Source organism: Rhodococcus sp. 3258, assembly GCF_031456475.1.
Lineage (GTDB): Bacteria > Actinomycetota > Actinomycetes > Mycobacteriales > Mycobacteriaceae > Rhodococcoides > Rhodococcoides fascians.
The window spans coordinates 76,116-101,222 of sequence record NZ_JAVDUT010000006.1; the positions used below are offsets into that span (position 1 = coordinate 76,116).

Sequence of the window (25,107 nt, forward strand, 5' to 3'; positions counted from 1 at the left end):
GTCGATGTCCGGCGGCTATGCTGCGGGAATGGTGCGATCGGTGTGGTGGGCCATGGCCGTCGCCGCGTTGGCTTTGACCGCGTGGAACGGGTTGTCGCTGACAATGCTCGACGTGTCCATGTCGTGCGCCAAGACCGCCGCGGGTGTTTCCTACCAGTGCAGTGACCGAGCCGTCGACGTGCTCGGAGTGTGGCCTTTGGTTGTCGTGGGCCTGTTGCTCGCGTCGCCACCTGCGATAGCAGCAATTGCAATGCGCAAGCTGGTCTCGTGGATCGCCGTCGGTGCCCTCGTCGTTTTGTTCATAGCCGGGGTCATGCTCGTGACGTACGACTCCTACTCGGACTTGCTAATTCTGGCTCTTCCTATGACGGTCGTCGGATCCGTGACCGCAATGTTGCAGCGAACTCGCTCGGACGGTGGACCGTGAGACGGCCCCGCTGCCCCCGAACCGGATCCACGCGGTCGTCAGTGCGAGACCGGCGCCCCCATATCACTGCTCGTGCTGTTTCCCACCGTGCGACGGTGCAGCGCCAATACCAACCCGACGGCCAACATCATGACCCCGCCGACGACCCACAAACCCGCCTTCGCGTTCCCGGTGGCGTCGAGCAGCCAGCCTGTCACGTACGGCGCGCCGAAGCCGGACAGGTTGCCCACCGAGTTGATGATCGCGATGCCAGCGGCCGCGCCTGCCCCGGTGAGGAATGCACTGGGCAGGTACCAGAACACCGGCAGCGCGCAGAACACTCCGACTGCGTTGACCGTCACGGCGATCATCGTGGTGAACGGCGAATCCATGTACAGCGCAAATGGTATGGAGACCGCGCCGATCAACGTGGGGATCGCGACATGCCAGGTGCGCTCACCCGTCCGGTCCGAATGCCTGCTCCACAACACCATGGCGAGGGCACCCACCGCGAACGGAACCGCGACGATCAGCCCAGTTGTCACGAGGGAGAAGTTGGTATCGAACGTCTTCTTGAAACCGGCGACGATGCTGGGTAGGAAGAAGCTCAGCGAATACAGGCCGTAGGTGATCCCGAAGTACACCAGTCCGAGCATCCATACCCGTGCGTCGGTGAGAGCCCGCTTGACCGAGCCGGTGACGTGCGCGCTCTTCGACGACCCCTCGGACTCCAATTCCGCTGTCAGCCAATTCTTCTCGTCGTCGTCCAGCCATGTGGCCTGTGACGGCCGATCGGTCAGGTAGAACCAGGTGATCACACCGAGAACGATTGCGGGCAGGCCCTCGAACAAGAACATCACGCGCCAACCGGAGAGTCCGAACAGTCCGTCCCAGTACTGAATGATGGCACTCGACAGAGGCGCACCCAGTGCCGAGGAGACCGGCAGTGCCAGCATGAACAGGCCCATCAGTCGAACTCGGTACGCGCGAGGGAACCACATCGTCATGTACAGCAGAACACCGGGGAAGAAGCCCGCTTCGGCGATGCCGAGAACGATGCGGAGTCCGTACAGCCAGCCCGCTGTGGGTACGAATGCCATGGCGGCGGCCACGATTCCCCACGAGACCATGATGCGTGCAATCCAGCGGCGCGCGCCGAACTTGTGCAGGGCCAGGTTGCTCGGCACCTCGAACAGCAAATAGCCGATGAAGAACAGCCCGGACGCCAATCCGAACATCGTCTCGGTCAGCCCCAGCTCGTCGCTCATGGTCAGCTTGGCGAGACCGATGTTGGTGCGATCGAGATAGTTGACGAAGTAGGCCACCCCGAGGAACGGAATGATGCGTCGAGCGACCTTCTTGACCACCCTGGTTTCGATCTCGGGCTTCGTCGTGACTGCAGGCATGGGCTCGGCTTTCCATCGAACGGAAGTGACTTGGACCACACTAGGGACCCATCAGGCAGGGGTCTATGGAGAAATCACCCATCGGAGACGGAGATCCGAGGGCGAAGTCTCCAACGCTCGACGAGGGTTGCCGTGTTGCAGTCGAATGCCCACGCTGCGATCCTGTGCTTGTGCGAGTAGCTCTCATTGCCGATATTCACGGCAACATCGCGGCGCTCGACGCCGTCCTCGAAGACATCGAACGGCAATGCGTCGACTCCGTGGTGAACCTCGGCGATCTGCTCTCCGGCGGACTGCATCCGCGCCGAACTGCGGATCGATTGATGGCACTGGGTTTCCCCACCATCGCCGGCAATCATGATCGCTACCTCCTCGAGCAGGAGCCCGATTCCATGGGCAGTTGGGATCGGCATGCCCACGATCGACTCGACGACGAGCATCGACGTTGGCTGGGTTCGCTCCCGTTCTCGCTGGAGCTGGGCAACGGAATCCTCGCAGTACACGGAACACCCACCGATGATCAGCAGTACTTCCTGCACTCGGTGTACCCTCACGGCTCTCGCGAGGCAACCGAGGTCGAAATCATCGAAAGGGCAGCAGGTTTCACGGACCGATCTGTCATCGCCTGCGGCCACACCCACCTGCAACGCCACTGGACTCTCCCCAGCGGCACGCTCGTAGTCAATCCGGGCAGCGTCGGCGCGCCCGCATACGACGACGATCAGCCCTACCCCCACGTCATGGAATCGGGGTCTCCACACGCCCGATACGCAGTGCTCGACGATCACGGCACAGGCAGCTGGACGGTGTCGTTCGAGCGCGTCGAGTACGACCACGTCGGAGCCGCCGACGATGCCCGCGCGCACGGAATGGCCGATATCGCCGACGCGCTTCTCACCGGTTTCGTCGGTCCTGCTCCCCGCGAGCAGTCACACTGAGCCCGTGAAGATCACCGACGCCCAGCGGCGACAGCGGCTCGTCGCGCAGCACTTGTCCGACGCCCCGAGCGCCGAATCCGTGGTGTCGTCGTTGCTCGCGCTGCATGCCACCGATCCGGCTACGGTGTATCTTTCCGTGCTGGCACGCGCCCGCTCGCTGGGATTGTCGGACGTTCGTGACGCGATGTACGAACGCCGTAGCTTGGTTCGCTTGATGGCGATGCGTCGCACGATGTTCGTCGTCGCGCACGACGACGTTCCGATGATCCACGCTGCCGCCAGCCTCGGAGTTGCCCGCACGATGCGAACCCGGTTGATCAAGCAGGTGTCGACGCTGCCGACCGAACCGGTGATCGACGACGTCGAATCCTGGCTCGCAGCAACCGAAGCCGAGACCGATTCCGTCTTGCGCTCGATGGGTACGGCGACCGGGGCGGAGCTGTCCGCAGCAGTACCCGGACTCAAGACCGCTCTGCTGCCGACCACGGACAAGGTGTACGACGTCAAACGCTATGTGACCTCCGAAGTGTTGGTGATGATGGCCGCGGAGGGAAAGCTGGTGCGGGTCGAGCCGCGCGGCGCGTGGACGTCGCGCCGACATGCCTGGGCACCGATCGATCAGTGGTGGCCCAACGGGATTCCCGAGTTGGACGAGACTTCCGCCCGAGCCAACATGGCCCGGCGCTGGCTCGACCTGTTCGGACCGGCGACCTTGGACGACCTGCAATGGTGGACGGGATGGAACAAGACGCAGACCCGTGGGGCGGTCGCCGAACTCGACACCGTGGCCGTCGAACTGGCCGAGGGTGACGGAATCATGTTGACCGACACAGTGTTCCAGGATCCCCCGCCTCGGGCGATGCTGCTTCCCGCCCTGGACCCCACGCCGATGGGGTGGAAGCACCGACACTGGTATCTCGGCGAACACAAGGCCCCGCTGTTCGATACCTTCGGAAATATCGGTCCGACCATCTGGTGGGAGGGGCGCATCGTCGGCGGATGGGCCGTGGATTCCAATGGTTCGGTGGTCACGGAAGTACTCGAGGACGTCGGGCCTGCGGCGTCGAAAGAGGTTGCAGCAGAGGCTGACCGGATCACCGCCCTGCTCGACGGTACCGCGGTGGTCCCGTCGTTTCCGACGCCGTTGGAGAAGAGACTGCGCGGAAAGTCGTAGCCATATCGGTCCGAGGTGACAGTCGAACTGTGTGTGTAAATGGCGGTGCCACACAACCCTTCGAGCTATGTGATCCCCACTCCTACGGTTGGGATGCCTAACCAAACAGCACCCGGATTTCGTTGTAGGGTCACAACGTGCCTATCAGTCTGGTTTCCATCGTCCTCCCCGTGTACAACGGTTTGCCCGAACTGAACGAGCAGCTCCACGCGCTTGCTGCGCAGGACTACACAGGCGATGTCGAGCTCATCGTCAGCGACAACGGCTCGACCGACGGCCTCCGCTCACATCTCGAAGAACTGTCTCTACCTCTGACGATGCGCATCGTCGACGCCTCCGCCAAGCGTGGCGTCTCCTACGCCCGCAACCTTGGCGTGGAAGCCGCGCGGGGCGACATCATCGCCTTCGTCGACCACGACGACGTCGCTTCTCCGACGTGGCTGACTTCCATGGTGCGCGCACTCGACAGCTACGACGCCGTGGGCGGCGCAATCGAACACGATTCCCTCAATCCGCCCGAGGTGACGGCGTGGCGAGACAACCCGCCGAACGGCACCCTGTTTCCCACCGCCTACCTGCCGTATGCCCCGGGAAGCAATTTCGCGCTCAGGAGGCGCGTCTTCGACGAGGTCGGAGGCTTCGACGAAGACCTCGTGGGCGGTGCCGAAGACGTCGACTACTCGTGGAGGCTTCAGCAAGCAGGATTCACTCTCGGACATGCCGCGGATGCGTCGGTCGCCTACCGCATCAGAACTACGGTTCGTCGATCGTTCTTGCAAGGCCGCGCGTACGGACGCACGTCGTACCAACTGTCGACCAAGCACCGTGCTGCGGGCTGCCCTCATCCGTCGTCCCTTGCCCGGATTCCCGCGCACACTGCGGCGATCTTGTATCTCGCGACAATTCGCAATCCGTGGTTGCCGAAGGTACTACGACCGATGCCCAGCGGTCTGTGGGCCCACTACATCGGAATCCACTACGGCGCTCTGCGGATTCGAGTGGCTGCGCTCGGCCGCGGCCTGCGACGGAGTCCCCGATGACATACGAGATAGTCGACGCGATACGCGAAGAGACCATGGCCGTCCTGCGGCAACATGCGTCACCCGGAGATCGGGTGGCTCACTTGGACTTTCCGAATCACTTCAATGCCGGTGACTCGCTCATCTACGCCGGTGAGGTCGAGTACCTGAAGCAGTTGAACGTGCACGTCGGCTACGTGTCCGATCCGTTCACCCACAACCACGATCTGCTCGAACAACGAGTCGGTGATGGGACCCTGTTTCTGCAGGGCGGAGGAAATTTCGGTGACCGCTGGCCGATGGACCAGAAATTTCGTGAAGCAATCGTTGCGGGGTTTCCTCGCAACAAGATCGTGTGCCTCCCCCAAAGCATCGACTACTCCGACGCCGACGCCATGCACAGGACCGCGGCCCTCTACGCACAGCACCCGGACCTCACCCTCATGCTGCGTGAACAGCGTTCGTACGAGCTGGCGCTCGCCCATTTCCCGAACAACCGCGTCGAATACTGTCCGGACATGGCTTTCGGTGCCGAGATCGCACACAGCGCCGAAGGCTCTGCAGTGGACGTCGTGAAACTCGTGCGCGACGATTCCGAAAGCCTCGGTCATGCTTCGGTGAACGTCGACGCGTCGTCCGTCCAGTACGACTGGGGTCTGCACGGAAGGGATCTGGCGATCTCGACGGTGGTGACGCTGCCGACCCGAATCGCATACAACTTCCCCAAAGCGAATCGCCTGCTGTACCCCGCTCTCGTTCGCTCGTACGAGCAGACAGCGAAGCTCAACCTCCGTGTGGCGCAGCGCATTCTGAATCTCGCACCCGTCGTGCTCACCGATCGGCTGCATGCGGCCGTATTGGCCGCGATGATGGGAAAGCGCGTCGTGGCGATGGACAACGCGAACAGGAAAGTATCCGGCATCTACGACGCCTACCTGCACCGGTTCGACAACGTTCAGTTCGCAGCGACACCCGACGCGGCCGCCGACATGGTTCGGCAGGCCGTGTCCGACAGTCGACGATGAACAGTGGTCGACACCCCGTCCGTTTTCAGAAGGGGTAACGACCCTCGGCCCAGGCACGCGCGGCGGGAGGAGTCACCGCGTCGACGGGTTCGCCGTCGCGAAAGTAGTTGGTGTGCAGGATCCGACCCGCGTCGACGGCCTCTTGCCAGGCCTGCGTCGGACCTTCGCCGAACCAGAGCCACGGCGTGATGTCGTCCATGATGACAACCGATTCCGGGGTGGCGAGCGCACGAAGATCGTCGAGGTCTGCGCGGGCACCTTCCACAGAATGGTCACCGTCGATGAAGATGACATCGAAGCGCGCGTCCGGGTGTTGCTCGGCATAAGCCTTGATGGTGGTGTGGGAATCTCCCTGGATCAAAGTGTGTCGGCCCGGGAAGTGTTTGTCGACATGGGCTTTCGCGGCGTCGCTGTAGGCATACGCGGCCAGATCGAAGGATACGACGGTCACGTCGGGAGAGGCTTCGAGGAACGCCCAGCTCGAGAAGCCGGCATTGAACCCGACCTCGCAGATCGACTTCGTGCCGGGCCTCGCGGCCAGTGCGGACAGGTATCCGAGTTCCGACTCGTCGGCTCCACGCTCGAAAGGCTCCCCCGCTGTGGCAGTTCGATGCACCAACGACTCGAGGTATTCCAGGCCCATCCATGTCCTCCTGTTCGACTGCTTCGGAGCGTAGCCGACGGTCGATCGTGCGCGCAGACGACAACTGCCACCTGGCCGACACCGATGCCTGTAGCGTTCGCACCGAATGACCTTCCGCACCCTCTTTTTCACACCGTGAACGGGGAACGAGTCGATGACCGTAGATCTCACCAAAGGTGACAACCGCGCAACCGAACCGGTCAACCCGTACGCTGTGATCTCACTGGTTGCAGCTCTCCTGGGACTGTTTCCCGTCGCGATAGTGTTCGGAATCCTGGCTTTCTGGCGACCTGCCGGTCGTGGAATTGCCGTCGCGGGCTTGGCAATCGGAGTGATCGAACTGCTCGTGGTCGCAACTGTCGTATACGGCTTCGGTTCCCTCACGCCGAGAACGTCGGCATCCGTCGAAACACTTGTCCCGTACTCCTTACCGGCTACCGCACTGTTCACAGTTCCTTCCACTACGGAGCCACCGGCTCCGGTCGAGACCACTGTGGACGCGACCGAGGCCCCCTCGGCCTCACTGCCCGAGGTGGACGGACCATGCGATCCGGGCGTCGACAATCACGGAACCTCCGCCGATGGCACGTTCCTGAAGTGCACCTATGCAGGGTCGACTCGCGCGCATTGGGTGCAGTCGGTACCGATCATCGACGGCAATGCGGAGCCAGGGTCGGAATGCGACCCCGCAGCGAGAGGGATTGCGGTCTCGCCGGACGGATTCGACATGTTCTGCGTCTCCGACGGCGCGAACGGTGGCGGCTATTGGTCACCCGGACCGTAGGCGATCTGCGGATCGACGGCCGTCAGACGTTGAAGCGGAACTCCACCACGTCGCCGTCGGACATCACGTAGTCCTTGCCCTCGATGCGCACCTTGCCCGCAGCTTTGGCCGAGGCCATCGAACCTGCGGCGACGAGGTCGTCGAAGGACACGATTTCGGCCTTGATGAAGCCGCGCTCGAAGTCGGTGTGAATGACGCCTGCGGCCTGGGGTGCGGTGTCACCCTGGTGAATTGTCCACGCGCGGGCCTCTTTCGGGCCTGCGGTGAGGTAGGTCTGCAAGCCCAGAGTGTGGAAGCCGGCGCGGGCGAGCGCGTCGAGACCGGGCTCGGTCTGACCGACGGATTCGAGCAGCTCGGCCGCCGACTCCTTGTCCAGTTCGAGCAACTCCGACTCGATTTTCGCGTCGAGGAACACCGCATCGGCGGGTGCGACCAGGCGAGCCAGTTCGCCGATCTTCGCGTCGTCGGTCAGCACCGACTCGTCAGCGTTGAAGACGTATAGGAACGGCTTGGTGGTGAGCAGCTGGAATTCACTGAGCAGCTCGAAATCGAGCTTCGCCTTCGCCGAGAACAGCGTCTTGCCGTCGTTCAGAACGGCCTGCGCAGCCAGAGCCGCGTCGAGCGCCGGCTTGCGGTCCTTCTTGATCCGCACCTCTTTCTCGAGGCGCGGGATCGCCTTCTCGAGAGTCTGCAGATCGGCGATCGCGAGTTCGGTCTCGATGACCTCGATGTCTGCGGTCGGGTCGACGCGACCGTCGACGTGCACCACGTCGTCGTCGGCGAAGACGCGCACGACCTGACAGATGGCGTCGGCCTCACGGATGTTGGCGAGGAACTTGTTGCCCAGGCCTGCGCCCTCGGACGCACCCTTGACGATGCCGGCGATGTCGACGAACGACACCAGCGCGGGCACGAGCTTCTCCGAACCGAACACCTCGGCCAGCTTCTCGAGCCGGGGATCTGGCAGCGCGACCACGCCGACATTGGGCTCGATGGTCGCGAACGGATAGTTCGCGGCCAGCACATCGTTGTTGGTCAGTGCATTGAAGAGGGTGGACTTGCCGACGTTGGGCAGTCCGACGATTCCGAGGGTGAGGCTCACGGTCTATGGAGTCTACTTTGACGACACGGCCAGCTCGGACAGTGCCCGGCCAGCCTCGATACTCGATGCGCCGAGTGGCGCCAGAACTACGTGATCCGCGCCGGCAGCGTGGTGAGCGGCCACCCGCTCGGCGATGTCCTCGACACTCCCCCACACCACCAGGTCGTCGACCAGACGGTTGCTGAGATCCTCGACATCCGCGTCGGTGAACCCCATGCGGAGGAAATTCTGCCGATAACCGGGAACGGTTGCGAGGAAGCTCAGCGGCTCCCGAGCTGCAGCGCGTGCTCGATCCGGATCGGACTCGACCACGACGAACTGGTCGACCACCAACGTCGACACACCGAGCGCACCGCGCGCCTGCGACGTCCACTCGGGCGTCACGAGCAACCCGATCGCGCCGGCCGCGCGGTCGCGAGCCATCTCCAACTTCTTCGGCCCGAGCGCCGCGAGCAGCGTCTGATCCACTGGTACGGCGAGTTCGTCGAGGTACCTATGCAACTCAGCGAGAGGTCGAGCACTCTGCGGCCCACCGAGACCGAGGACGAATCGACCGGTGTCCGAGAGCTCGTCGAACAGTGTTCCGGTCTGTGCAGGTGAGTACACATCGACCGGCACGATCCCCGGAACGACGGTGGCGGTCTCGGTCGCGTGGATCAGATCGGCCAGCCTGCCGAGCCGATCGAGCTGCCCGCCCGGCAGCCAGAACGAGGTGAAACCGAGTGTCTCCAACTCCCGCGCGTCGTCGAGGTAGGACGGTGCCACGTCGATGGAAATGCCGATTGAGCCGAGCCCCAGTGTGTCCATGGCTGCGACGCTAAGACCTCTAGCAAGGTTCAGGTCAAGTGGTGATCGCCGAATTCGGGTCCCAGCTGGCCAGGATCGGCAGGACGTGTGCCGTACTGGAATTCTCCTCGACCGTGTAGACGATCAGACTTTGATCCTGCGCGCTCGGCGAGGTCAGAAACTCGATTCCGAATTGCAGGGTGCCCGCCGCCGGGTGCTGGATGATCTTGGTTGCACCTGCGAATTCGGCGACCTCGTGATCTCTCCACCATTGCTCGAAACAAGGCTCGGTCGAACGCAATTCGTCGATCAGCGCAGTCAGGGACGGATCGCCCGGTCGACGAGCAAGATCGCGGCGCAGCGCCGCGACCGAGGCCGCCGCGAACTGCGACCAATTGACGATTCGCTCGCGCGCGATGGGATTGCGGAACAGATAGTGGAACAGCGAATCCTCTGCGGACGACTGCAGACTCAACACCGCACGAACCAGCGCATTGCTGGCCAGGATGGTTCCCGAGCGCCCGAGCAGTAACACCGGCACGTGATCGAGCGCCCGCATCACCTGGAGTAATCCCGGATCCGGTCGCTCCGGGGCGCTGCCGACCGGCACAGCCGGAGATGCGAGATCGAGCAGGTGCGCAGACTCCACCTGGTCGAGTTTCAACGCCCGAGCAATTGCCCGCAGCACCTCGGGTGAGACGTTGGCCTGGCGACCCTGTTCGAGCTTGCTGTAGTAATCCGGGCTCACTCCGGCCAGCGCTGCGAGCTCTTCGCGCCGCAGGCCCGGGACCCGTCGCGCACCGGGATAGATCGATACTCCCGCCTCGGCTGGAGTGATGCGGTCGCGTCGATCACGCAGAAATGCGCTCAGCGCCGACCTGTCGTTGTTCACGAAATCCACAGTAGCCACGCGAGCGATGGCCAACCTGGTCATGACAGACCTAGGTCGAACGACGCCTGGTCCGCTCGATTCCGCGACCGTAGACATGGCGTCATGACATCTTCCAGTTCCACACAACTCCATGGACGCACCGCCGTCGTCACCGGATCGACCAGTGGGATCGGTGCGGCCATCGCGCTCACCCTCGCCGACCACGGGGCAAAGGTGGTCGTCAGCGGCCGCGACGCCGAGCGCGGCAAAGCCCTGGCGGCCCGCATCTCGGAAGCCGGCGGCACAGCGGCATTCGTCGACGTCGATCTCGCCGGCAGCTACGAAGAACTTCGCGAGTTCGCCGCCCGCACTACCGACACCCTCGGCGGCCGCGTCGACATTCTCGTCAACAACGCCGGTATCTATCCGGCCACCGCGACAGCCGATCTTCCCGACGACCAGCTCGATGCCATGCTCGCCGTCAACGTCCGAGCGCCGCACGTGCTCGTCGGTGAGCTCGCACCGGCCATGGCCGAGCGCGGCAGCGGAGTCATCGTGAACATCGGGTCGTGGATGGCCACGATGGGCAGTCCGTTCGCTGCGATGTATTCCGCCACCAAAGCCGCCGACGAGCAGCTCACTCGCAGCTGGGCCGCCGAGTTCGGCCCACGCGGTGTGCGAGTGAACGCCCTCGCGCCCGGAGCGACTCTGACTCCGGGCAACAAGGATGCACGCCAGGTACTCGACGCCATGACGGCCGGAACCCCGGCAGGCACGGTGCTGTCGCCGCAGAACATCGCCGACGGTGTGCTGTTCCTGGTCTCGGACGATGCCGCGATGGTGCACGGAACCACGCTCTACGTCGACGGCGGTATTTCGGTCACCCGCGGGTGATCAGCACACCGCCGTCGACCCGTCACATGTTCGAGACGACCAAGCCGATGAACGCCAGGTAGAGAACGATGAAGACGCCGAAGATGATGAGGGACAGCTTGCCGAAGAACGCCGCGCGCTGCGACGAGTACTGCGCGCCTTGGACATCGCCCATCGACCACAGTGGATGGACTTTCAACGCATGATTGAACGCGGGGATGGCCAGTGGCCAGAAGAAGATGACTGCCACCACTGCCCACCCTGCGTTCGACGCCGGCAGCACCGGCGCGAAGGGCTGCGCCGCGGGAAAGTTCTGCTGATGAGTTTGCTCGTACGGTCCCGACATGTGGTGTTCCCCCCGAATGAATGAAGTGATGACACCCGCTACGACGCAGCCCAGCACCATCCGGTTCCAGGCCGCCGCCACTCGGCGCACACGAGTGACCGCCGGGCGCATCGCGAAGTGTCGATTCGAGGACGTGCAAGTGCGTCACGCATAGGGTGATCGCAGTCACACCTGCGACCATGGAGACCCCACACATGTCACTGAAAGCGGCCGACGATCCACACGTCGAATTGCTGAAGACAGACCCCGACCTACCACCTGTCGGAGTCGTCGATTCCCATCCCATGACGCCGATCAAGCGTCTGATGCTCGTCGTTATCGGCCTGCTCGGCGGCGTCGCCTGGACGATCATCGCCATCGTCCGCGGCGAGAATCCCAACGCAGTCTGGTTCGTCATCGCCGCGGTGTGTACCTACATCTTCGCGTTTCGCTTCTACGCCAGACTGATCGAACGCAAGATCGTCTTTCCTCGCGACGACCGAGCCACGCCCGCCGAGATCTTGGAGAACGGCAAGGACTACATGCCGACGGACCGTCGGGTGCTGTTCGGCCATCACTTCGCCGCAATCGCGGGAGCGGGCCCCCTCGTCGGACCGGTTCTGGCTGCCCAGATGGGCTACCTGCCCGGCACCATGTGGATCATCATCGGCGTCGTGTTCGCCGGGGCCGTCCAGGATTTCCTGGTGCTGTGGATCTCGACGCGCCGCAACGGCCGCAGCCTTGGCCAGATGGCCCGTGACGAACTCGGAGTAGTCGGCGGAACCGCCGCGCTGATCGCGGTGTTCGTCATCATGATCATCCTGATCGCGGTTCTTGCTCTCGTCGTCGTCAACGCGCTCGCCGAAAGTCCGTGGGGCGTGTTCTCCATCGCGCTGACCATCCCCATCGCCCTGTTCATGGGTGTGTACCTGCGCTACCTGCGGCCGGGCAACGTCACCGAGGTCTCGCTCATCGGTGTCGTCCTACTTCTGCTCGCCATCGTCGCCGGCGGCTGGGTCGCCGAAACCGAATGGGGCACAGACTGGTTCACCCTCTCCAAGGTGACGGTCGCCTGGCTGCTCATCGGCTACGGTCTGCTCGCCTGCATCCTGCCGGTGTGGCTGCTGCTCGCCCCGCGCGACTACCTGTCGACATTCATGAAGGTCGGCACCATCGCGCTGCTGGCCGTCGGCATTCTGATCGCGCGCCCCGAGATTCAGATGCCCGCCATGACGAGCTTCGCCACCGAGGGCAATGGACCGGCATTCGCTGGATCGCTGTTCCCGTTCTTGTTCATCACCATCGCCTGCGGCGCGCTTTCGGGTTTCCACGCTCTGATCTCCTCCGGCACCACGCCGAAGTTGCTCGAGAAGGAAAAGCAGATGCGCATGATCGGCTACGGCGGCATGCTCACCGAGTCGTTCGTCGCCATCATGGCGCTCATCACCGCCTGCGTTCTCGATCAGCACATCTACTTCGCGCTGAACGCACCGGCGACGCTGACCGGCGGTACTCCCGAGACCGCGGCGGAGTACGTCAACGGATTACCGCTGAGCGGCGGCGACATCACCCCGGCCGAATTGAGCCAGGCCGCAGCCGATGTGGGCGAGGAGTCGATCATCTCCCGTACCGGCGGCGCTCCGACGCTGGCGTTCGGTATGTCCGAGGTTCTGCATCAGGTGTTCGGCGGAGAATCGCTCAAGTCGTTCTGGTACCACTTCGCGATCATGTTCGAGGCACTGTTCATCCTCACCACGGTCGATGCAGGCACCCGCGTCGCCCGCTTCATGCTCTCCGACAGCATCGGCAACCTGCCCGGAGCCTCGGCCAAGAAGTTCAAGGACCCGTCGTGGCGTCCCGGTGCATGGATCTGCTCGCTCATCGTCGTCGCAGCCTGGGGCGCAATCCTTCTCATGGGAGTCACCGACCCGCTCGGCGGCATCAATACCCTGTTCCCGCTGTTCGGTATCGCCAATCAGTTGCTCGCCGCCATCGCCCTGACGGTGGTCATGGTGATCGTCGTCAAACGAGGGCTCTACAAATGGGCGTGGATCCCCGGCATTCCGCTCGCCTGGGACCTCATCGTCACGATGACGGCCTCGTACCAGAAGATCTTCTCCTCCACCCCGGCCATCGGTTACTGGACGCAGCATTCTCAGTTCCGTGACGCGAAGGAGCAGGGCCTGAGCAGCTTCGGCAGCGCGAAGACCCCCGAGGCCATCGATGCCGTCATCCGCAACACGTTCATCCAGGGCACCCTCTCGATCATCTTCGCGGTGCTCGTCCTGGTCGTCGTCATCGCCGGAGTCATCGTGTGCGTCAGGGCCGTTCGCGGAGCAGACCTCCCGGACAACGAGGAGCCGGAGGTGCCGTCGAAGATCTTCGGTCCCGCCGGATTCGTCCTCACCCCCGCCGAGAAGCAGATTCAGGCCGAGTGGGACGAACTGATCGATGCGGGCACCGTTCGACGCCCCGGGTCGGCGCACTAGATGCGCGGGCTGTGGTGGTGGATTACCTCGGTGATGGGTGATCACGATTACGACCGCTACGTCGCGCATCTGGCCCGGCACCACCCGGGCCAGGAGCCACCGACCGTGCGGCAGTACTGGAAGGACCGGCACGCGGAAGCGGACCGAAACCCAGGGGCTCGATGCTGTTAGGGCCTCGCCCTCGTGCGCGTTTTGCGCCCCTCCCGGTACGCAAAACGCGCACGACCGCAGCCGCGTCCGATTTCCGCTAGCACTGGCGGGATCGCGCTGACACAGTAGGAGCATGAGCAGCGAACGGCAGGTGCAAGAACTGGACTTCGATCGGTGTTATCGCGCGGTCTCCTCGCGTGACGCACGGTTCGACGGCCAGTTCTTCACCGCCGTCTCCACCACCGGCATCTACTGCCGACCCTCCTGCCCGGCGCGCACCCCCAAGCCCGGCAACGTCTCGTTTTTGGCCACGGCAGCAGCGGCCCAACAATCCGGCTACCGCGCCTGCCGCCGTTGCCAGCCCGACGCCACCCCCGGTTCCCCACGATGGAACATCCACTCGGATCTCAGTTCTCGTGCGATGCGGCTGATCTCCGACGGAGCCGTCGAGCGCGGGGGCGTCGACGGCCTCGCCAGCACCCTCGGCTACTCGAGCCGGCAATTGACCCGCGTTCTGACGGCAGAAGTGGGTGCCGGCCCCCTCGCGTTGGCTCGCGCCCATCGCGCGCATACCGCCCGCACGTTGATCCAGACCACCGATATGTCGATGGCCGACATCGCCTTCGCCGCCGGCTTCTCGAGCGTTCGCCAATTCAACGACACCATCAAAGAGGTCTTTTCCGTCGATCCGACGACCCTGCGACGAGAAGCGCACCGCTCGGCCGTAGCGACTGCGGGTGGCACCGTCACGTTGCGACTGCCCTACCGCCCGCCGCTGGACCGCGGCTGGGTCGAGTGGTTCCTGCGAGGACATGTGGTCGAGGGAATCGAATCGTTTTCCGACGACGGCGAATACGTGCGTTCACTGCAGTTACCGCACGCTGCCGGACTGGTGGCACTGCGCATCCTGGACGGATTCGTCAGCGCCGCACTGACTCTGCAGGACATGCGCGACCTCGCTCCGGCCGTGGCCAGGATTCGACACCTGCTCGATCTCGACGCCGATCCGCTTGCCGTCGACGAAGCCCTACGCGCCGACCCCCAACTCGCGCCGAGCGTCGACGCCCATCCGGGTATCAGGGCCCTCGGGGTCGTCGACGGGGCGGAGATGTTGCTGCGCACCGTCATCGGGCAACAGATCTCGCTGAAGGCAGCGGCCACCCACACCGCCAGGCTCGTCGACGCGCTCGGGGCACCACTGGATTTCGGCGACGGACGCGTCGGACGGCTGTTCCCCGACGCTGCCGTCATCGCCGAACGCGGCCACGAGGTCCTCACCGGCCCGGCGGCTCGGGTCCAGACCGTCATCCGCGTCGCCGACGCCATCGCGTCGGGAACGGTGACATTGCACCCCGCGCGGGAGGGCCCGGATCTGGAACGAGAACTGCTCGAGCTCAAGGGAATCGGGCCGTGGACGGCCCGCTATGTCGTCATGCGACTGCTGGGCGACCCCGACGTTCTGCTCGACACCGACCTCGTCGTCCGGCAAGGCGCGCAGGCGCTGGACATCTCGCTGAAGAAATCCCAACGCTGGGCACCGTGGCGCTCCTACGTCTCGATGCACCTGTGGATCACCGCACTGGAAAGAAGACAGGCATGATGGCCACCTCCGCAACACAGGACACCCCTATCGGCCCGTTCACCACCATCGTCGACGCCGATCAGCGCGTGCTGGCGTCGGGCTGGACCGCCGATGTCGAGGAACTCCGAGTGTTGATCCATCCGACGTTGCGACCCACCGACGTCCGCTCGGCCACCGACCTCGGTGCCGTCACCGCAGCTGTCGACTCCTATCACCGCGGCGACGTCGACCGCATCGACGACATCGACGTCGCACAACGATCGGGCGAATTCCTGATGCACGCCTGGGACGTGCTGCGCACTGTCGAACCTGGAGCGCCGGTGACGTACTCCGCGTTCGCGGAATTGTCCGGACGGCCGACGGCGATTCGCGGTGCCGCGTCGGCGTGCGCGCGCAATGCCGCCGCCCTGTTCGTACCGTGCCACCGAGTGGTTCGGATCGGCGGTGCGCTCGGTGGATTCCGTTGGGGACTGCCGACGAAGAAGTGGCTGTTGGCCCACGAGGCGCTCTGACCGACACCGCGTCGGAGTGGGACGTTAAGGTTCTTCACGAACCGCCACCCGCCGAATGTGAGGACCCACCGTGACCGAATCGGCAGTTCCCGGCAGTACTGCGAAGCCCGCGAAGTCCGGACGAGATCGCGGGGACCTCATCGGAACCGGTGGCCTCTGGCTGGCGAAATGGTCGCTCATCCTGATCTCCATCGCGGCCGGCGCGTGGGTGTTCGGTTGGCTGATCGGTCATCTCTGGGTGATTCTGCTACCGGTTCTACTCGCAGTGATCGTGGCCACGGTTCTGTGGCCACCTGCGAAATTGATGATGCGCCTTGGTTTTCCGCCTGCGTTGGCATCGTCCGTGTCGCTCGTGGTGTTCTTCGTCGTGATCGGCGGGGTCATCACTCTGATCATTCCGTCGGTGGCCGAGCAGGCTCCCGAGTTGGTCGATCAGGCGTCGGGTGGCATCGGTCAGGTGCAGGACTGGCTCAAGGGACCTCCGCTCAACATCGGCGACGACCAGATCGACAATGCGGTATCGGCAATCGTCTCGCGGCTGCAAGACAGCGGCGACGTCATCGCGACCGGCGTGTTCAGCGGCGTCTCGGCAGCCGGTTCCATCCTCGTGACCCTTGCCCTGGTGCTCGTGCTGTCGTTCTTCTTCGTCAAGGACGGCCCGAAGTTCCTGCCGTGGCTGCACGGATTCTCCGGCGGCCGCGCGGGACGCCATCTCGGCGAAGTCCTCTCCCGCATGTGGGTGACGCTGGGCGGTTTCATCCGGACCCAGGCCATCGTCAGCTTCATCGACGCGTTCTTCATCGGGCTCGGATTGGTGATCCTCGGTGTCCCGCTGGCATTGGTGCTCGCCACCCTGACGTTCCTCGGTGGCTTCATCCCCATCGTCGGTGCGTTCGTCGCGGGCGCTCTCGCTGTGCTCGTCGCATTGGTGGCCAACGGCTTGACGACCGCGTTGATCGTGCTCGCGATCATCCTCGCAGTGCAGCAGCTCGAAGGCAACGTGCTGCAGCCGATCCTGCAGAGCCGCAGCATGAATCTGCATCCAGCGATCGTGCTGCTGGCCGTCACCGGAGGCAGCTCGCTGTTCGGGATCATCGGCGCGTTCCTCGCCGTGCCCGCTGCCGCGGTGGCTGCTGTGCTGATTCGCTACGTCTCCGAACAGATCGACGAGCGATCGAACGAGCCCGATCAGGACGAGCTCGAGGATCAGATCCCCGCACCCGAGGGACTGACCGACGAACAGGCCGGCCTCGAGGACGAGGAAGAGGACGACAGGGCTGCGCCGGGGAAGAAGTAGCCCCGATCAGGACGCAACGACCTGCAATGTCGAGCCCGCGCGTCCACGCTTGACGTAGAGGCGGCTCGGAATGCGCTGACGCATTTCGTCGACGTGACTGACGACTCCGACGACGCGGCCGCCCGCACGTAATTCGTCGAGCACGGCCATCACCGATTCCAGCGTGTCCGCATCCAGCGTGCCGAACCCCTCGTCGATGAACATGGTGTCGAGAACGACCCCGCCGGATTCGGCGGCCACGACATCGGCGAGACCCAGCGCGAGCGAGAGCGACGCCAGAAACGCCTCACCGCCCGACAACGTCTTGGCCGAACGCACCACACCGGTGTAGTCGTCGCGGATGTCGAGACCGAGTCCACCCCGCTTTCCGCGAACGCCGGCCTCGTCGGAGTGCACGAATTCGTATCGACCCGAGGACATCCGACGCAAGCGTGCCGATGCCGACTCTGCGACGTCCTCGAGACGGGACGCAAGCACGTAGGACCGCAGCGACATCTTGCGTGCATTCTGCCCACGCCCGGCGACCACATCCGCCAAGTTGGCGAGCTCGTCGAACTCGGCGCGTTGCGGCGCGATGGCCGCAGCCGCCACGAACAGTTCGGCGACTAACCGCTCGAGCTCGTCCGCGCGTCGGCGACACTCGGCCACCTCCCCCGCGGCAATCTTCGCCTCGCCGTCCAGTTCGGCGAACCGGGCACGCAGCGGATCCAGGTCGATCGGCGGTTGCCCGCTCTGGGCGACAATGCCGGGTTCGAGCAGCACGTGTTCGGCGTGTGCCCGACGCTCCTCCGCGAGACGAAGTTCGGTCTCGATCTGCTCGACGCGGTCTTCGGTGAGAACGGCATCTGCTGCTGCATCGGCGGAATCGAAGTTCGATGCCGATACCCGTCGATCCAGTTCGCCGCGCAGCGCGGCGTGCTGCTCGCTGGCGTCGAGCCAGGCGATTCGCGCTTCCTGCAGTCGGCGGGCACCGTCGATCAGCTTCTCGCACTGGGCAATTCGCTCGGTCAACGATGCGCCTTCGGCAATTTCCTCGGCTACCGACGCTCGCATCTGCGCCACCGATCGCTCGGTGGCTGCGATGCGTTCGTCCAGCGCGCTGCGCCTGGCGACGAGATCCTGCAGCGTGACCGCCAGCGCATCCGACTCGGCGCGCAGCCGGCGCAGCTCGGTCGTCGCCGGGTCGAGGTCGGCGGCCCTCGCTCGGGCGTCTCGGACGGCAGTCGTCGCCGCATCGAGGGTGTGAGCAAGCTCCGCGGCGGAGGCTCCGCCCGTCCGGTCGTGCAGCAGATCGACCGCACGACTGGCGTCGGCGACGGCCGCGATCGACCGTTCCAGCTCGGCAGCGCACTTTCGCTCCGCGGCAGCGGCCTTGTCCTCCTGCGCTTTCGTGACCGTCGACGTCGCGGCAGCCGCCGGATTCGGGTGTTCGGCCGACCCGCATACGACACACGGCGCACCGGGCTCGAGGCGGGCAGCCAGCTCTGCGGCCATGCCGTCGATGCGGCGTTCGCGCAGCTCGAGCAAGTGTTCCCAGGCGCTGTTGCGCGCGGTTGCAGCACGGTCCCTGACGCGTTCTGCCTCGACGAGAACAGCTCGGGTCCGCACCAATTCGAGGGCCGACTCAGCGGCCGCCTGAGCGCGGGCGCACCGCTCGTCCAGTCCCGGAAGCTCGGCAGCGGCCGCGGCTGCGCGGGCCACCCGCGCTTCCACAGCGGCGAGGGTCTCGGGAAGTGTCGCCTGTTTCGTCGTCGTGCGTTCGATGGCAGCAACGGTCTCGGCACGCTGTCTGCGCTGTTCTGCGAGCTCGGCGTCCAGCCGGTCGGCCTCACGGGCTGTTCCGAGCAGCGACTGCAGCCGTGCGACATCGGTGGTCCATGCTCGTACGAACTCGGCAACCACTGCTCGCTCGTCGGCCGGATCGGTTCGTAGCGGCGGCCACTGCAGTGCGTCGTGGAAGCGCCTGCCCTCTGCGGACGTCGGCAGTGCCTGTTCCGCGGCGGTCAGCGCTGTGGTGGCCGCATCTGCGGTGGTGGCGGCAAGGCGCAGATCGGCGACAGCGTCGGCGATGGGACCCGCAGCAGCAGAGTCGGCCAGTTCCGCGCGTCGCGCTGCTCGGGCGGCTTCGCCGTCCCGGTACTGCGCGAGTTGCTCTTCGGCGATGGCGCGTCGGCGCTGCAGGTCCAGGGCGCTGGTGGCCTCGGCCAGCGCGGCGGACGCACGCCCGGCCGCCGCGTCGACCAGCACCGCACGACCCTGGGCGAGAGTTCTGTTCTGCCGTGCACCGTCCAGAACCCGTGCCGCCCATTCGAGGGGATCCTGGGCCTGCTCACCGGGCGCGGCGTCGTCGGTGGACGGCTCGGGTACGCCCGCGGCCTGGGACACTCTGCCCAGCATGATGTCGATGGCCTGGTCGGCGTCGGCAAGACCGGCGGCCAATTCTCGACGCCGCTCGGCGAACCACTCCTCCACGTCGCCGAATCTGCCTGTGTCGAAGAGTCTTTCGAGTAGGTTTCCGCGCTCGTCGCTGTCTGCTCGCAGAAACTTCGCGAACTCGCCCTGCGGCAACAACACCACTTGAAAGAACTGATCGGCACTCATTCCGAGCAACCCGTTGACCGCGTCGCCGATCTCGTTGAGCCGCGTCAGGTTCTGCCCACGCCCATCGAGCCACGTGAGACTCGCCTTGGCATGCTGCTTGGTGGTGCCGGCAGTCCTGAGCTTGGGGCGCAGAAACTCCGGACTGCGCACGATCCTGATTCGTCGCCCACCGAGCGTTGCTTCGAGGGTCACCTGCGGGACGGCACCTCTCGCGGCGTGGTCGGACAGCAGCCTCTTGCCCTCCCGCCGCGCTCCGGGAACGGTGCCGTAGAGCGCAAAGGCAACGGCGTCGAGCACTGTCGTCTTCCCGGCTCCGGTCTGACCGTGCAACAGAAACAACCCGTCGGCCCCCAGCGCGTCGAAATCGACCGTCTCCGTTCCCGCGAAGGGACCGAAGGCGGTGATCTCGAGTGAGTGCAGCCTCATGCAGCGCCGCGGTCGACGGTGCTCGCCGGTGTGCGCGTGGATTCGGCCTCGCGCTGCACGGAAGCAAGTGCGCGCTCGAAGAGTGCGGACTCGGCTGCGGTGGGCGCGCTACGCATGTCCGTCAGGAACGACGTCGCGATCTCGAGGTCGCTGCGGCCGCGGACACGATCGCGATACCGAAGCCCCCCGTCGTCTTCGGGTCGACGCCACTCGAGATGGATCGCGTGCCGAAAACGCTGTTGCAGCAACCGCATTGCATCGACGGGACGTACCTCGTCGGTCAGCACCGCCGAGACGTAGTGGTCCTCGTATTCGGAAAAGGCTGCGTGAGTGGTCAATTCCTCGACCGTGCCCTCGATGCGGGCGAGACCGCGAACCACCGGTAAGTCCACTCGATCGACGCTGCCGAGCCCGTCGGCGTCGAGTTCGAGAATCCACACGGCCTTACGGTGCGAGCGTTCGCCGAACGAGTAGGGCAACGGGGAGCCGGAGTAGCGGACCCGCTCGGTGAGTGTCTGCGGAGAATGCAGATGACCCAGGGCCACGTAGTCGACGCCGTCGAATGCCGATGCCGGTGCGGTTTCGATTCCCCCGGACGAAATCGATCGCTCCGAACCTGTCGCTTCGCCGCCGACGATGAACGCATGCGCGAGGACGACGGACCGAACATGTTGCCCTGCTTCGTCTCTCGCTGCGAGGTCGGCGCGCACCAGGTCCATGGCAGCATCGAGCACCTCGGCGTGCGTCCGTGCCGCCGGAACGTCGAGTTCGACTCGGGTGGTCTCGGGCTCGAGGTACGGAATGCCGTAGAACGCAACCGATCCGTGCTCGTCGTCGACGACCACCGGGGTCGCGACGTTGCCGACCTTGGTCATCAGATGCAGTCCACCGGCCGAGGCGAACGCAGCTCCGGCACCCAACCGAGCGGGTGAATCGTGGTTACCCGACGTCGCGACGATGACGGCTCCGGCGGCTCTGATCGCTTCGAGTCCGCGATTGCACACCACTACGGCATCCGCGCTCGGCACGGCGCGGTCGTAGATGTCACCCGGGACGACGACCACGTCGATCGACTGTGCGGCAACCAGTTCCGCGATGGACTCGAGCACTGCGCCCTGATCGGCCAACAGGTCGACACCGTGAAAGGTGCGACCTACGTGCCAGTCCGAGGTGTGCAGGATTCTCATGTCCACGACGCTATCGGCAACCACCGACAAACTATTCGAGGCTCGTCGGCCTGTCGGGCGTGAGCATCGACCCACAGCTCGTCTCGCCCGAACTTGTCGGTGGCGTGCTGCATCATCGGCACCATGAACATTCTCACCGCGCTCGGCCTGCTCGTCGCCCTCGCCATCGGCGGCGTGGTGGGGTGGCTGTTGCATGCCTCTCGGGTGGGTGATCGGGCCGTACGAGCGGAGGCACAGCTGGCGGCTCTACGCCAGAACGAGGCGCTGCTACGCCAGTCGCTGAGCGCGGTGAACGAGGATTCCGCGCGGCGCAATTCGACGGTCATCGGCCAACAGGTGTCCCATCTGGTGGAGCCACTGCACGACGCCGTCGACGCCCTGGCCGAGCACGTGCGAGAAGTCGAGCACCACCGCATCAGGGCGTACGCGGGGCTGTCGGAACAGGTCACCGGAATGCATCGCGCGTCGATGCAGCTCTCCATGCAGACCGGACAACTGGTCACCGCGCTGCGCGCACCGCAGATCCGAGGTCGGTGGGGCGAGATCCAGCTCGAACGGGTCGTCGAACTCGCCGGAATGGTCAAGCACTGCGACTTCGACACTCAGGTGAGCAAGGACGGCTTTCGACCCGACATGATCGTTCGCCTCGCCGGCGATCGGCAGATCGTCGTCGACGCCAAGGTGCCGTTCGCGGCCTACCTCGACGCCGCGCAGGACGAAGAACCCGGTGCTCGCGACAAGCATCTGCGCCGCCACGCCAAGCAGTTGCGCACCCACATCGATCAACTGGCAGACAAGGCCTACTGGGAGGCATTCGAGCCGACGCCGGAGTTCGTCGTCCTGTTCGTTCCCGGCGACCCGTTTCTCGACGCCGCGCTGACGTCGGATACGAGCCTGCTGGAGTACGCCTTCGGCCGGAACGTGATTCTTGCCACCCCGACCACTCTGGTCGCTCTGCTGCGCACCGTCGCGTACACCTGGAAGCAGGAGTCGATCGCCGAGGACGCTGCGCGGATCCACCAGCTGGGCCGCGAACTGTACGGCCGCATCGGAATCGTCTCGACACATCTCGACAAGCTCGGAGCCCACCTCGGCAAGGCCGTGGAGTCCTTCAACTCCACCGTCGGGTCGGTCGACAGCAGGGTGGGTGTCACCGCACGCAAGCTGCACGAGCTCGAGCTGTTCGATGCCGAACCGGTGGAGATTTCACGCGTGGACGAGCGTCCCAAGCTGTCCGATTCGTCCCGCTACCGGCACGACTTCGGTCATGTCAGCGATGCAGTGGGCTGAACTACGGCTAACCTCGAGGGGTGTCTACCTCCCAACGTGCCCGATCCGGGGTACCGCTGGATCACCGATCCATCCTCGCGACCCTGCCCGGCGTACCAGCGTGGGGTGCCGTTGCGATCGCCGCAGGGCTGGCCTTTCTCGGGTTTCTCATCGACGCCGCGCGTGGAACCGAGCTGACCGGTGCGTTCGCGTTCCTCTACATCCTCGGCTGCATCGCGGCGGTATTGCTGGTCCGCTACCGCGGCCTGTTCACCGCGATGGTCCAAGCCCCGTTGATTCTGTTCGTGGCAGTGCCGCTGTCGTACCAGTACTTCACCGACAACGCGGGCACCAGCCTCAAGGACATCATCCTGAACGTGGCGATTCCGCTGGTCAACCGATTTCCGCTGATGCTGCTCGGCACCCTCGTGGCCGTCGGCCTCGGTGCCGTACGCATCGTGCTGAAGCGGCAGAACACGCACGCGCCCGCAGTTCGACGCAGCACGAAGACCGCCGACACCGCTCGGCGTCGCACGAAACCGGAAGACGCCCCTCGTCGAAGCACCAAGGCCGGAGACTCCGCTCGCCGGAGCCCGACCTCCGAGGACGACACACTCACCCGGGCACAGCGGCGAGCACAGGAAGATCGTCCGTCACGCGCACGTAGCCGTCGAGCTGCGGCGGACCGTGACGACGTGTCCGCGGTCGAGGCCACCGACATCGTGCCCGAGCCGTACGTGGGCCGCCGAGGAACCTCTCGCGCCGCAACCGACTCCGGTGCCGCGCCACGACGGTCGGCAACAACCCCCGGGGCGACGCCCGGATACGCACGTCAGGCGAGTCCGCAGCCCGAGTACCAGCGGCCCTCCCGCTCCCACGCCCAGTACCCGCAGGATCGCACGCCCCCACCCGGCGTAGCGCGCCCATCGCGGCCGCAGCCGTCCGAGGCACCGTATTCGACGGAACCTCGCCGGGAGCGTTCACCTCGGGTTCAGCCGCCGCGGGACGCCGTCGATCCGTACTCCAGCAGCGCTCGGCACACAGTCGAACCGGTTGTGAACGACGCGCCGCCGAACGTGCGCCGTGACGACATTCCTCCGCATCCGGTGCCGCAGGTTCGGTACCGCGACCGCCACGCCGACGACTGACCCCACCGATACCGGCCGGTCATGGACCGGTCAGCGTGCGGGGCGCAGCTCGCGGGGCAAGGAGAAGACCAGGGTCTCGTTCGCGGTGGTGACGGGCTGCACGTCCGCGTATCCGTGCTCGGCGAACAGGTCGATGACGCCCTGAACCAGGATCTCCGGCACGGACGCTCCCGACGTGATGCCGATGGTCTCGACGCCGTCGAGCCACGCCAGGTCGATCTCTTTCGCGTAGTCCACCAGGTAGCTGGCCCGTGCGCCGGCACCGAGGGCGACCTCGACCAGACGCACCGAGTTCGACGAGTTCTTCGAGCCGACGACGATCACCAGATCGCACTCCGGTGCCATCGCCTTCACCGCGACCTGACGGTTCTGCGTGGCGTAGCAGATGTCGTCGCTCGGCGGATCCTGCAAGGTCGGAAAGCGCTCCCGCAGCTTCGCGACCGTCATCATGGTCTCGTCGACGCTCAGCGTCGTCTGCGAAAGCCAGATGACTTTGTTCTCGTCGCGCACCGTGACGCTGTCCACCGACTCCGGGCCGTCCACGAGCTGGATGTGCTCGGGTGCCTCACCCGCGGTGCCCTCGACCTCCTCGTGGCCCTCGTGGCCGATGAGCAGAATGTCGTAGTCGTCTCGGGCGAACCGCTTGGCTTCCTGGTGCACCTTGGTCACCAGCGGGCAGGTCGCGTCGATCGTCCGCAGGTTCCGCTCGGCGGCAGAAGTGTGCACCGCAGGCGAGACACCGTGCGCCGAGAACACCAGCAGCGAACCCTCGGGCACCTCGTCGGTCTCCTCGACGAACACCGCACCGCGATCGGACAGCGTCTCGACCACGTGCTTGTTGTGCACGATCTCCTTGCGCACGTACACCGGCGCACCGTGCTGTTCGAGTGCCTTCTCGACGGTCTCGACGGCGCGATCCACGCCCGCGCAGTAGCCGCGCGGCTCGGCGAGAAGCACTCGCTTACCCCCGGCATGCGCGGTCGTGTGCGAGCCGGCGGAGTGTGCGATACCAAGATTCAAAGGAACGGCCGAAGACATACCTCCCAGGATACGTGTATCGCAGCAACCGGGTCATTCCGCAGGCCCTGGCCTGT

Annotated in this window: 23 protein-coding genes; 14 read left to right on the plus strand and 9 right to left on the minus strand. The window is 65.1% G+C overall.

Going from position 1 to position 25,107, the window contains the following annotated elements; genetic code table 11:
- Positions 1-28: 28 nt before the first annotated feature.
- Complete coding sequence (locus tag J2X62_RS18995; RefSeq protein ID WP_052067158.1) at positions 29-427, plus strand: hypothetical protein; 399 nt, start codon at positions 29-31, stop codon at positions 425-427.
- Between the two features lie 38 nt (positions 428-465).
- Here J2X62_RS18995 and J2X62_RS19000 read toward each other — a convergent pair whose 3' ends face one another.
- The gene (locus J2X62_RS19000) at positions 466-1,812 is read right to left on the minus strand and encodes an MFS transporter (protein WP_310182581.1); all 1,347 of its coding nucleotides are present in this window, start codon (positions 1,810-1,812) and stop codon (positions 466-468) included.
- 170 nt (positions 1,813-1,982) lie between these two features.
- Here J2X62_RS19000 and J2X62_RS19005 point away from each other — a divergent pair, with 170 nt between their 5' ends.
- From J2X62_RS19005 to J2X62_RS19020, 4 genes are all read left to right on the plus strand, one after another.
- Positions 1,983-2,750: a metallophosphoesterase gene (locus J2X62_RS19005; protein WP_032407297.1), complete on the plus strand. Its 768-nt coding sequence runs from the start codon at positions 1,983-1,985 to the stop codon at positions 2,748-2,750.
- A gap of 4 nt (positions 2,751-2,754) precedes the next feature.
- Positions 2,755-3,924: a winged helix DNA-binding domain-containing protein gene (locus tag J2X62_RS19010; RefSeq protein WP_310182582.1), complete on the plus strand. Its 1,170-nt coding sequence runs from the start codon at positions 2,755-2,757 to the stop codon at positions 3,922-3,924.
- Positions 3,925-4,061: 137 nt separating this feature from the next.
- On the plus strand, positions 4,062-4,964 hold the full coding sequence (locus J2X62_RS19015) for a glycosyltransferase family 2 protein (protein ID WP_094715023.1): 903 nt from the start codon (positions 4,062-4,064) through the stop codon (positions 4,962-4,964).
- Positions 4,961-5,968, plus strand: coding sequence for a polysaccharide pyruvyl transferase family protein (locus J2X62_RS19020; RefSeq protein ID WP_310182584.1), 1,008 nt, complete (start codon positions 4,961-4,963; stop codon positions 5,966-5,968). Before J2X62_RS19015 ends, J2X62_RS19020 begins: the two co-directional genes overlap by 4 nt.
- A gap of 25 nt (positions 5,969-5,993) precedes the next feature.
- Here the strand turns inward: J2X62_RS19020 and J2X62_RS19025 are convergent, their stop codons facing one another.
- Entirely contained in the window at positions 5,994-6,611 is a 618-nt protein-coding gene (locus tag J2X62_RS19025) for an O-methyltransferase (protein ID WP_094715025.1), read from the minus strand.
- Between the two features lie 154 nt (positions 6,612-6,765).
- On the opposite strand from J2X62_RS19025, the gene J2X62_RS19030 reads away from it, so the two are divergent.
- Entirely contained in the window at positions 6,766-7,395 is a 630-nt protein-coding gene (locus J2X62_RS19030; RefSeq protein ID WP_283548996.1) for a DUF4190 domain-containing protein, read from the plus strand.
- A 22-nt stretch (positions 7,396-7,417) separates the two neighbouring features.
- Here the strand turns inward: J2X62_RS19030 and ychF are convergent, their stop codons facing one another.
- Genes ychF through J2X62_RS19045 form a run of 3 tightly spaced genes read right to left on the minus strand, consistent with a single transcriptional unit; the run spans position 7,418 to position 10,175 of the window.
- Complete coding sequence (gene ychF / locus J2X62_RS19035) at positions 7,418-8,497, minus strand: redox-regulated ATPase YchF (protein WP_032369673.1); 1,080 nt, start codon at positions 8,495-8,497, stop codon at positions 7,418-7,420.
- 12 nt (positions 8,498-8,509) lie between these two features.
- Positions 8,510-9,304, minus strand: coding sequence for a TIGR03620 family F420-dependent LLM class oxidoreductase (locus tag J2X62_RS19040; RefSeq protein WP_032381342.1), 795 nt, complete (start codon positions 9,302-9,304; stop codon positions 8,510-8,512).
- A 34-nt stretch (positions 9,305-9,338) separates the two neighbouring features.
- A complete protein-coding gene (locus J2X62_RS19045; protein WP_283548995.1) occupies positions 9,339-10,175 on the minus strand; it encodes a helix-turn-helix transcriptional regulator in 837 nt (278 codons plus the stop codon).
- A gap of 102 nt (positions 10,176-10,277) precedes the next feature.
- Between J2X62_RS19045 and J2X62_RS19050 the strand changes: the two genes are divergently transcribed.
- On the plus strand, positions 10,278-11,048 hold the full coding sequence (locus tag J2X62_RS19050; RefSeq protein ID WP_032365335.1) for an SDR family NAD(P)-dependent oxidoreductase: 771 nt from the start codon (positions 10,278-10,280) through the stop codon (positions 11,046-11,048).
- A 22-nt stretch (positions 11,049-11,070) separates the two neighbouring features.
- Here J2X62_RS19050 and J2X62_RS19055 read toward each other — a convergent pair whose 3' ends face one another.
- Entirely contained in the window at positions 11,071-11,373 is a 303-nt protein-coding gene (locus J2X62_RS19055; RefSeq protein WP_158514267.1) for a CD225/dispanin family protein, read from the minus strand.
- Between the two features lie 194 nt (positions 11,374-11,567).
- Here J2X62_RS19055 and J2X62_RS19060 point away from each other — a divergent pair, with 194 nt between their 5' ends.
- From J2X62_RS19060 to J2X62_RS19080, 5 genes are all read left to right on the plus strand, one after another.
- A complete protein-coding gene (locus J2X62_RS19060) occupies positions 11,568-13,841 on the plus strand; it encodes a carbon starvation CstA family protein (protein ID WP_094622906.1) in 2,274 nt (757 codons plus the stop codon).
- The gene (locus J2X62_RS19065) at positions 13,842-14,012 is read left to right on the plus strand and encodes a YbdD/YjiX family protein (RefSeq protein ID WP_072692145.1); all 171 of its coding nucleotides are present in this window, start codon (positions 13,842-13,844) and stop codon (positions 14,010-14,012) included.
- Between the two features lie 112 nt (positions 14,013-14,124).
- The gene (locus J2X62_RS19070; protein ID WP_222061452.1) at positions 14,125-15,591 is read left to right on the plus strand and encodes an AlkA N-terminal domain-containing protein; all 1,467 of its coding nucleotides are present in this window, start codon (positions 14,125-14,127) and stop codon (positions 15,589-15,591) included.
- Positions 15,591-16,085 (plus strand): methylated-DNA--[protein]-cysteine S-methyltransferase, encoded by a 495-nt coding sequence (locus J2X62_RS19075; protein WP_174557298.1) that lies wholly within the window; start codon positions 15,591-15,593, stop codon positions 16,083-16,085. Before J2X62_RS19070 ends, J2X62_RS19075 begins: the two co-directional genes overlap by 1 nt.
- Before the next feature lie 70 nt (positions 16,086-16,155).
- Entirely contained in the window at positions 16,156-17,382 is a 1,227-nt protein-coding gene (locus J2X62_RS19080; protein ID WP_222061450.1) for an AI-2E family transporter, read from the plus strand.
- 6 nt (positions 17,383-17,388) lie between these two features.
- Here the strand turns inward: J2X62_RS19080 and J2X62_RS19085 are convergent, their stop codons facing one another.
- Together J2X62_RS19085 and J2X62_RS19090 are read right to left on the minus strand one after the other, a co-directional pair.
- Positions 17,389-20,409, minus strand: coding sequence for an SMC family ATPase (locus J2X62_RS19085; RefSeq protein ID WP_310182598.1), 3,021 nt, complete (start codon positions 20,407-20,409; stop codon positions 17,389-17,391).
- Positions 20,406-21,596, minus strand: coding sequence for an exonuclease SbcCD subunit D (locus J2X62_RS19090; protein ID WP_094692918.1), 1,191 nt, complete (start codon positions 21,594-21,596; stop codon positions 20,406-20,408). The genes J2X62_RS19085 and J2X62_RS19090 overlap by 4 nt, the downstream gene beginning before the upstream one ends.
- Positions 21,597-21,719: 123 nt before the next feature.
- On the opposite strand from J2X62_RS19090, the gene J2X62_RS19095 reads away from it, so the two are divergent.
- Positions 21,720-22,886: a DNA recombination protein RmuC gene (locus J2X62_RS19095; RefSeq protein ID WP_310182601.1), complete on the plus strand. Its 1,167-nt coding sequence runs from the start codon at positions 21,720-21,722 to the stop codon at positions 22,884-22,886.
- Between the two features lie 20 nt (positions 22,887-22,906).
- Positions 22,907-24,013 carry a DUF6542 domain-containing protein gene (locus J2X62_RS19100; RefSeq protein WP_179274086.1) on the plus strand — a complete coding sequence of 369 codons (1,107 nt, stop codon included), beginning with the start codon at positions 22,907-22,909 and terminating at the stop codon, positions 24,011-24,013.
- A gap of 30 nt (positions 24,014-24,043) precedes the next feature.
- Here the strand turns inward: J2X62_RS19100 and J2X62_RS19105 are convergent, their stop codons facing one another.
- On the minus strand, positions 24,044-25,051 hold the full coding sequence (locus J2X62_RS19105; protein WP_027498130.1) for a 4-hydroxy-3-methylbut-2-enyl diphosphate reductase: 1,008 nt from the start codon (positions 25,049-25,051) through the stop codon (positions 24,044-24,046).
- Between the last annotated feature and the right edge of the window lie 56 nt (positions 25,052-25,107).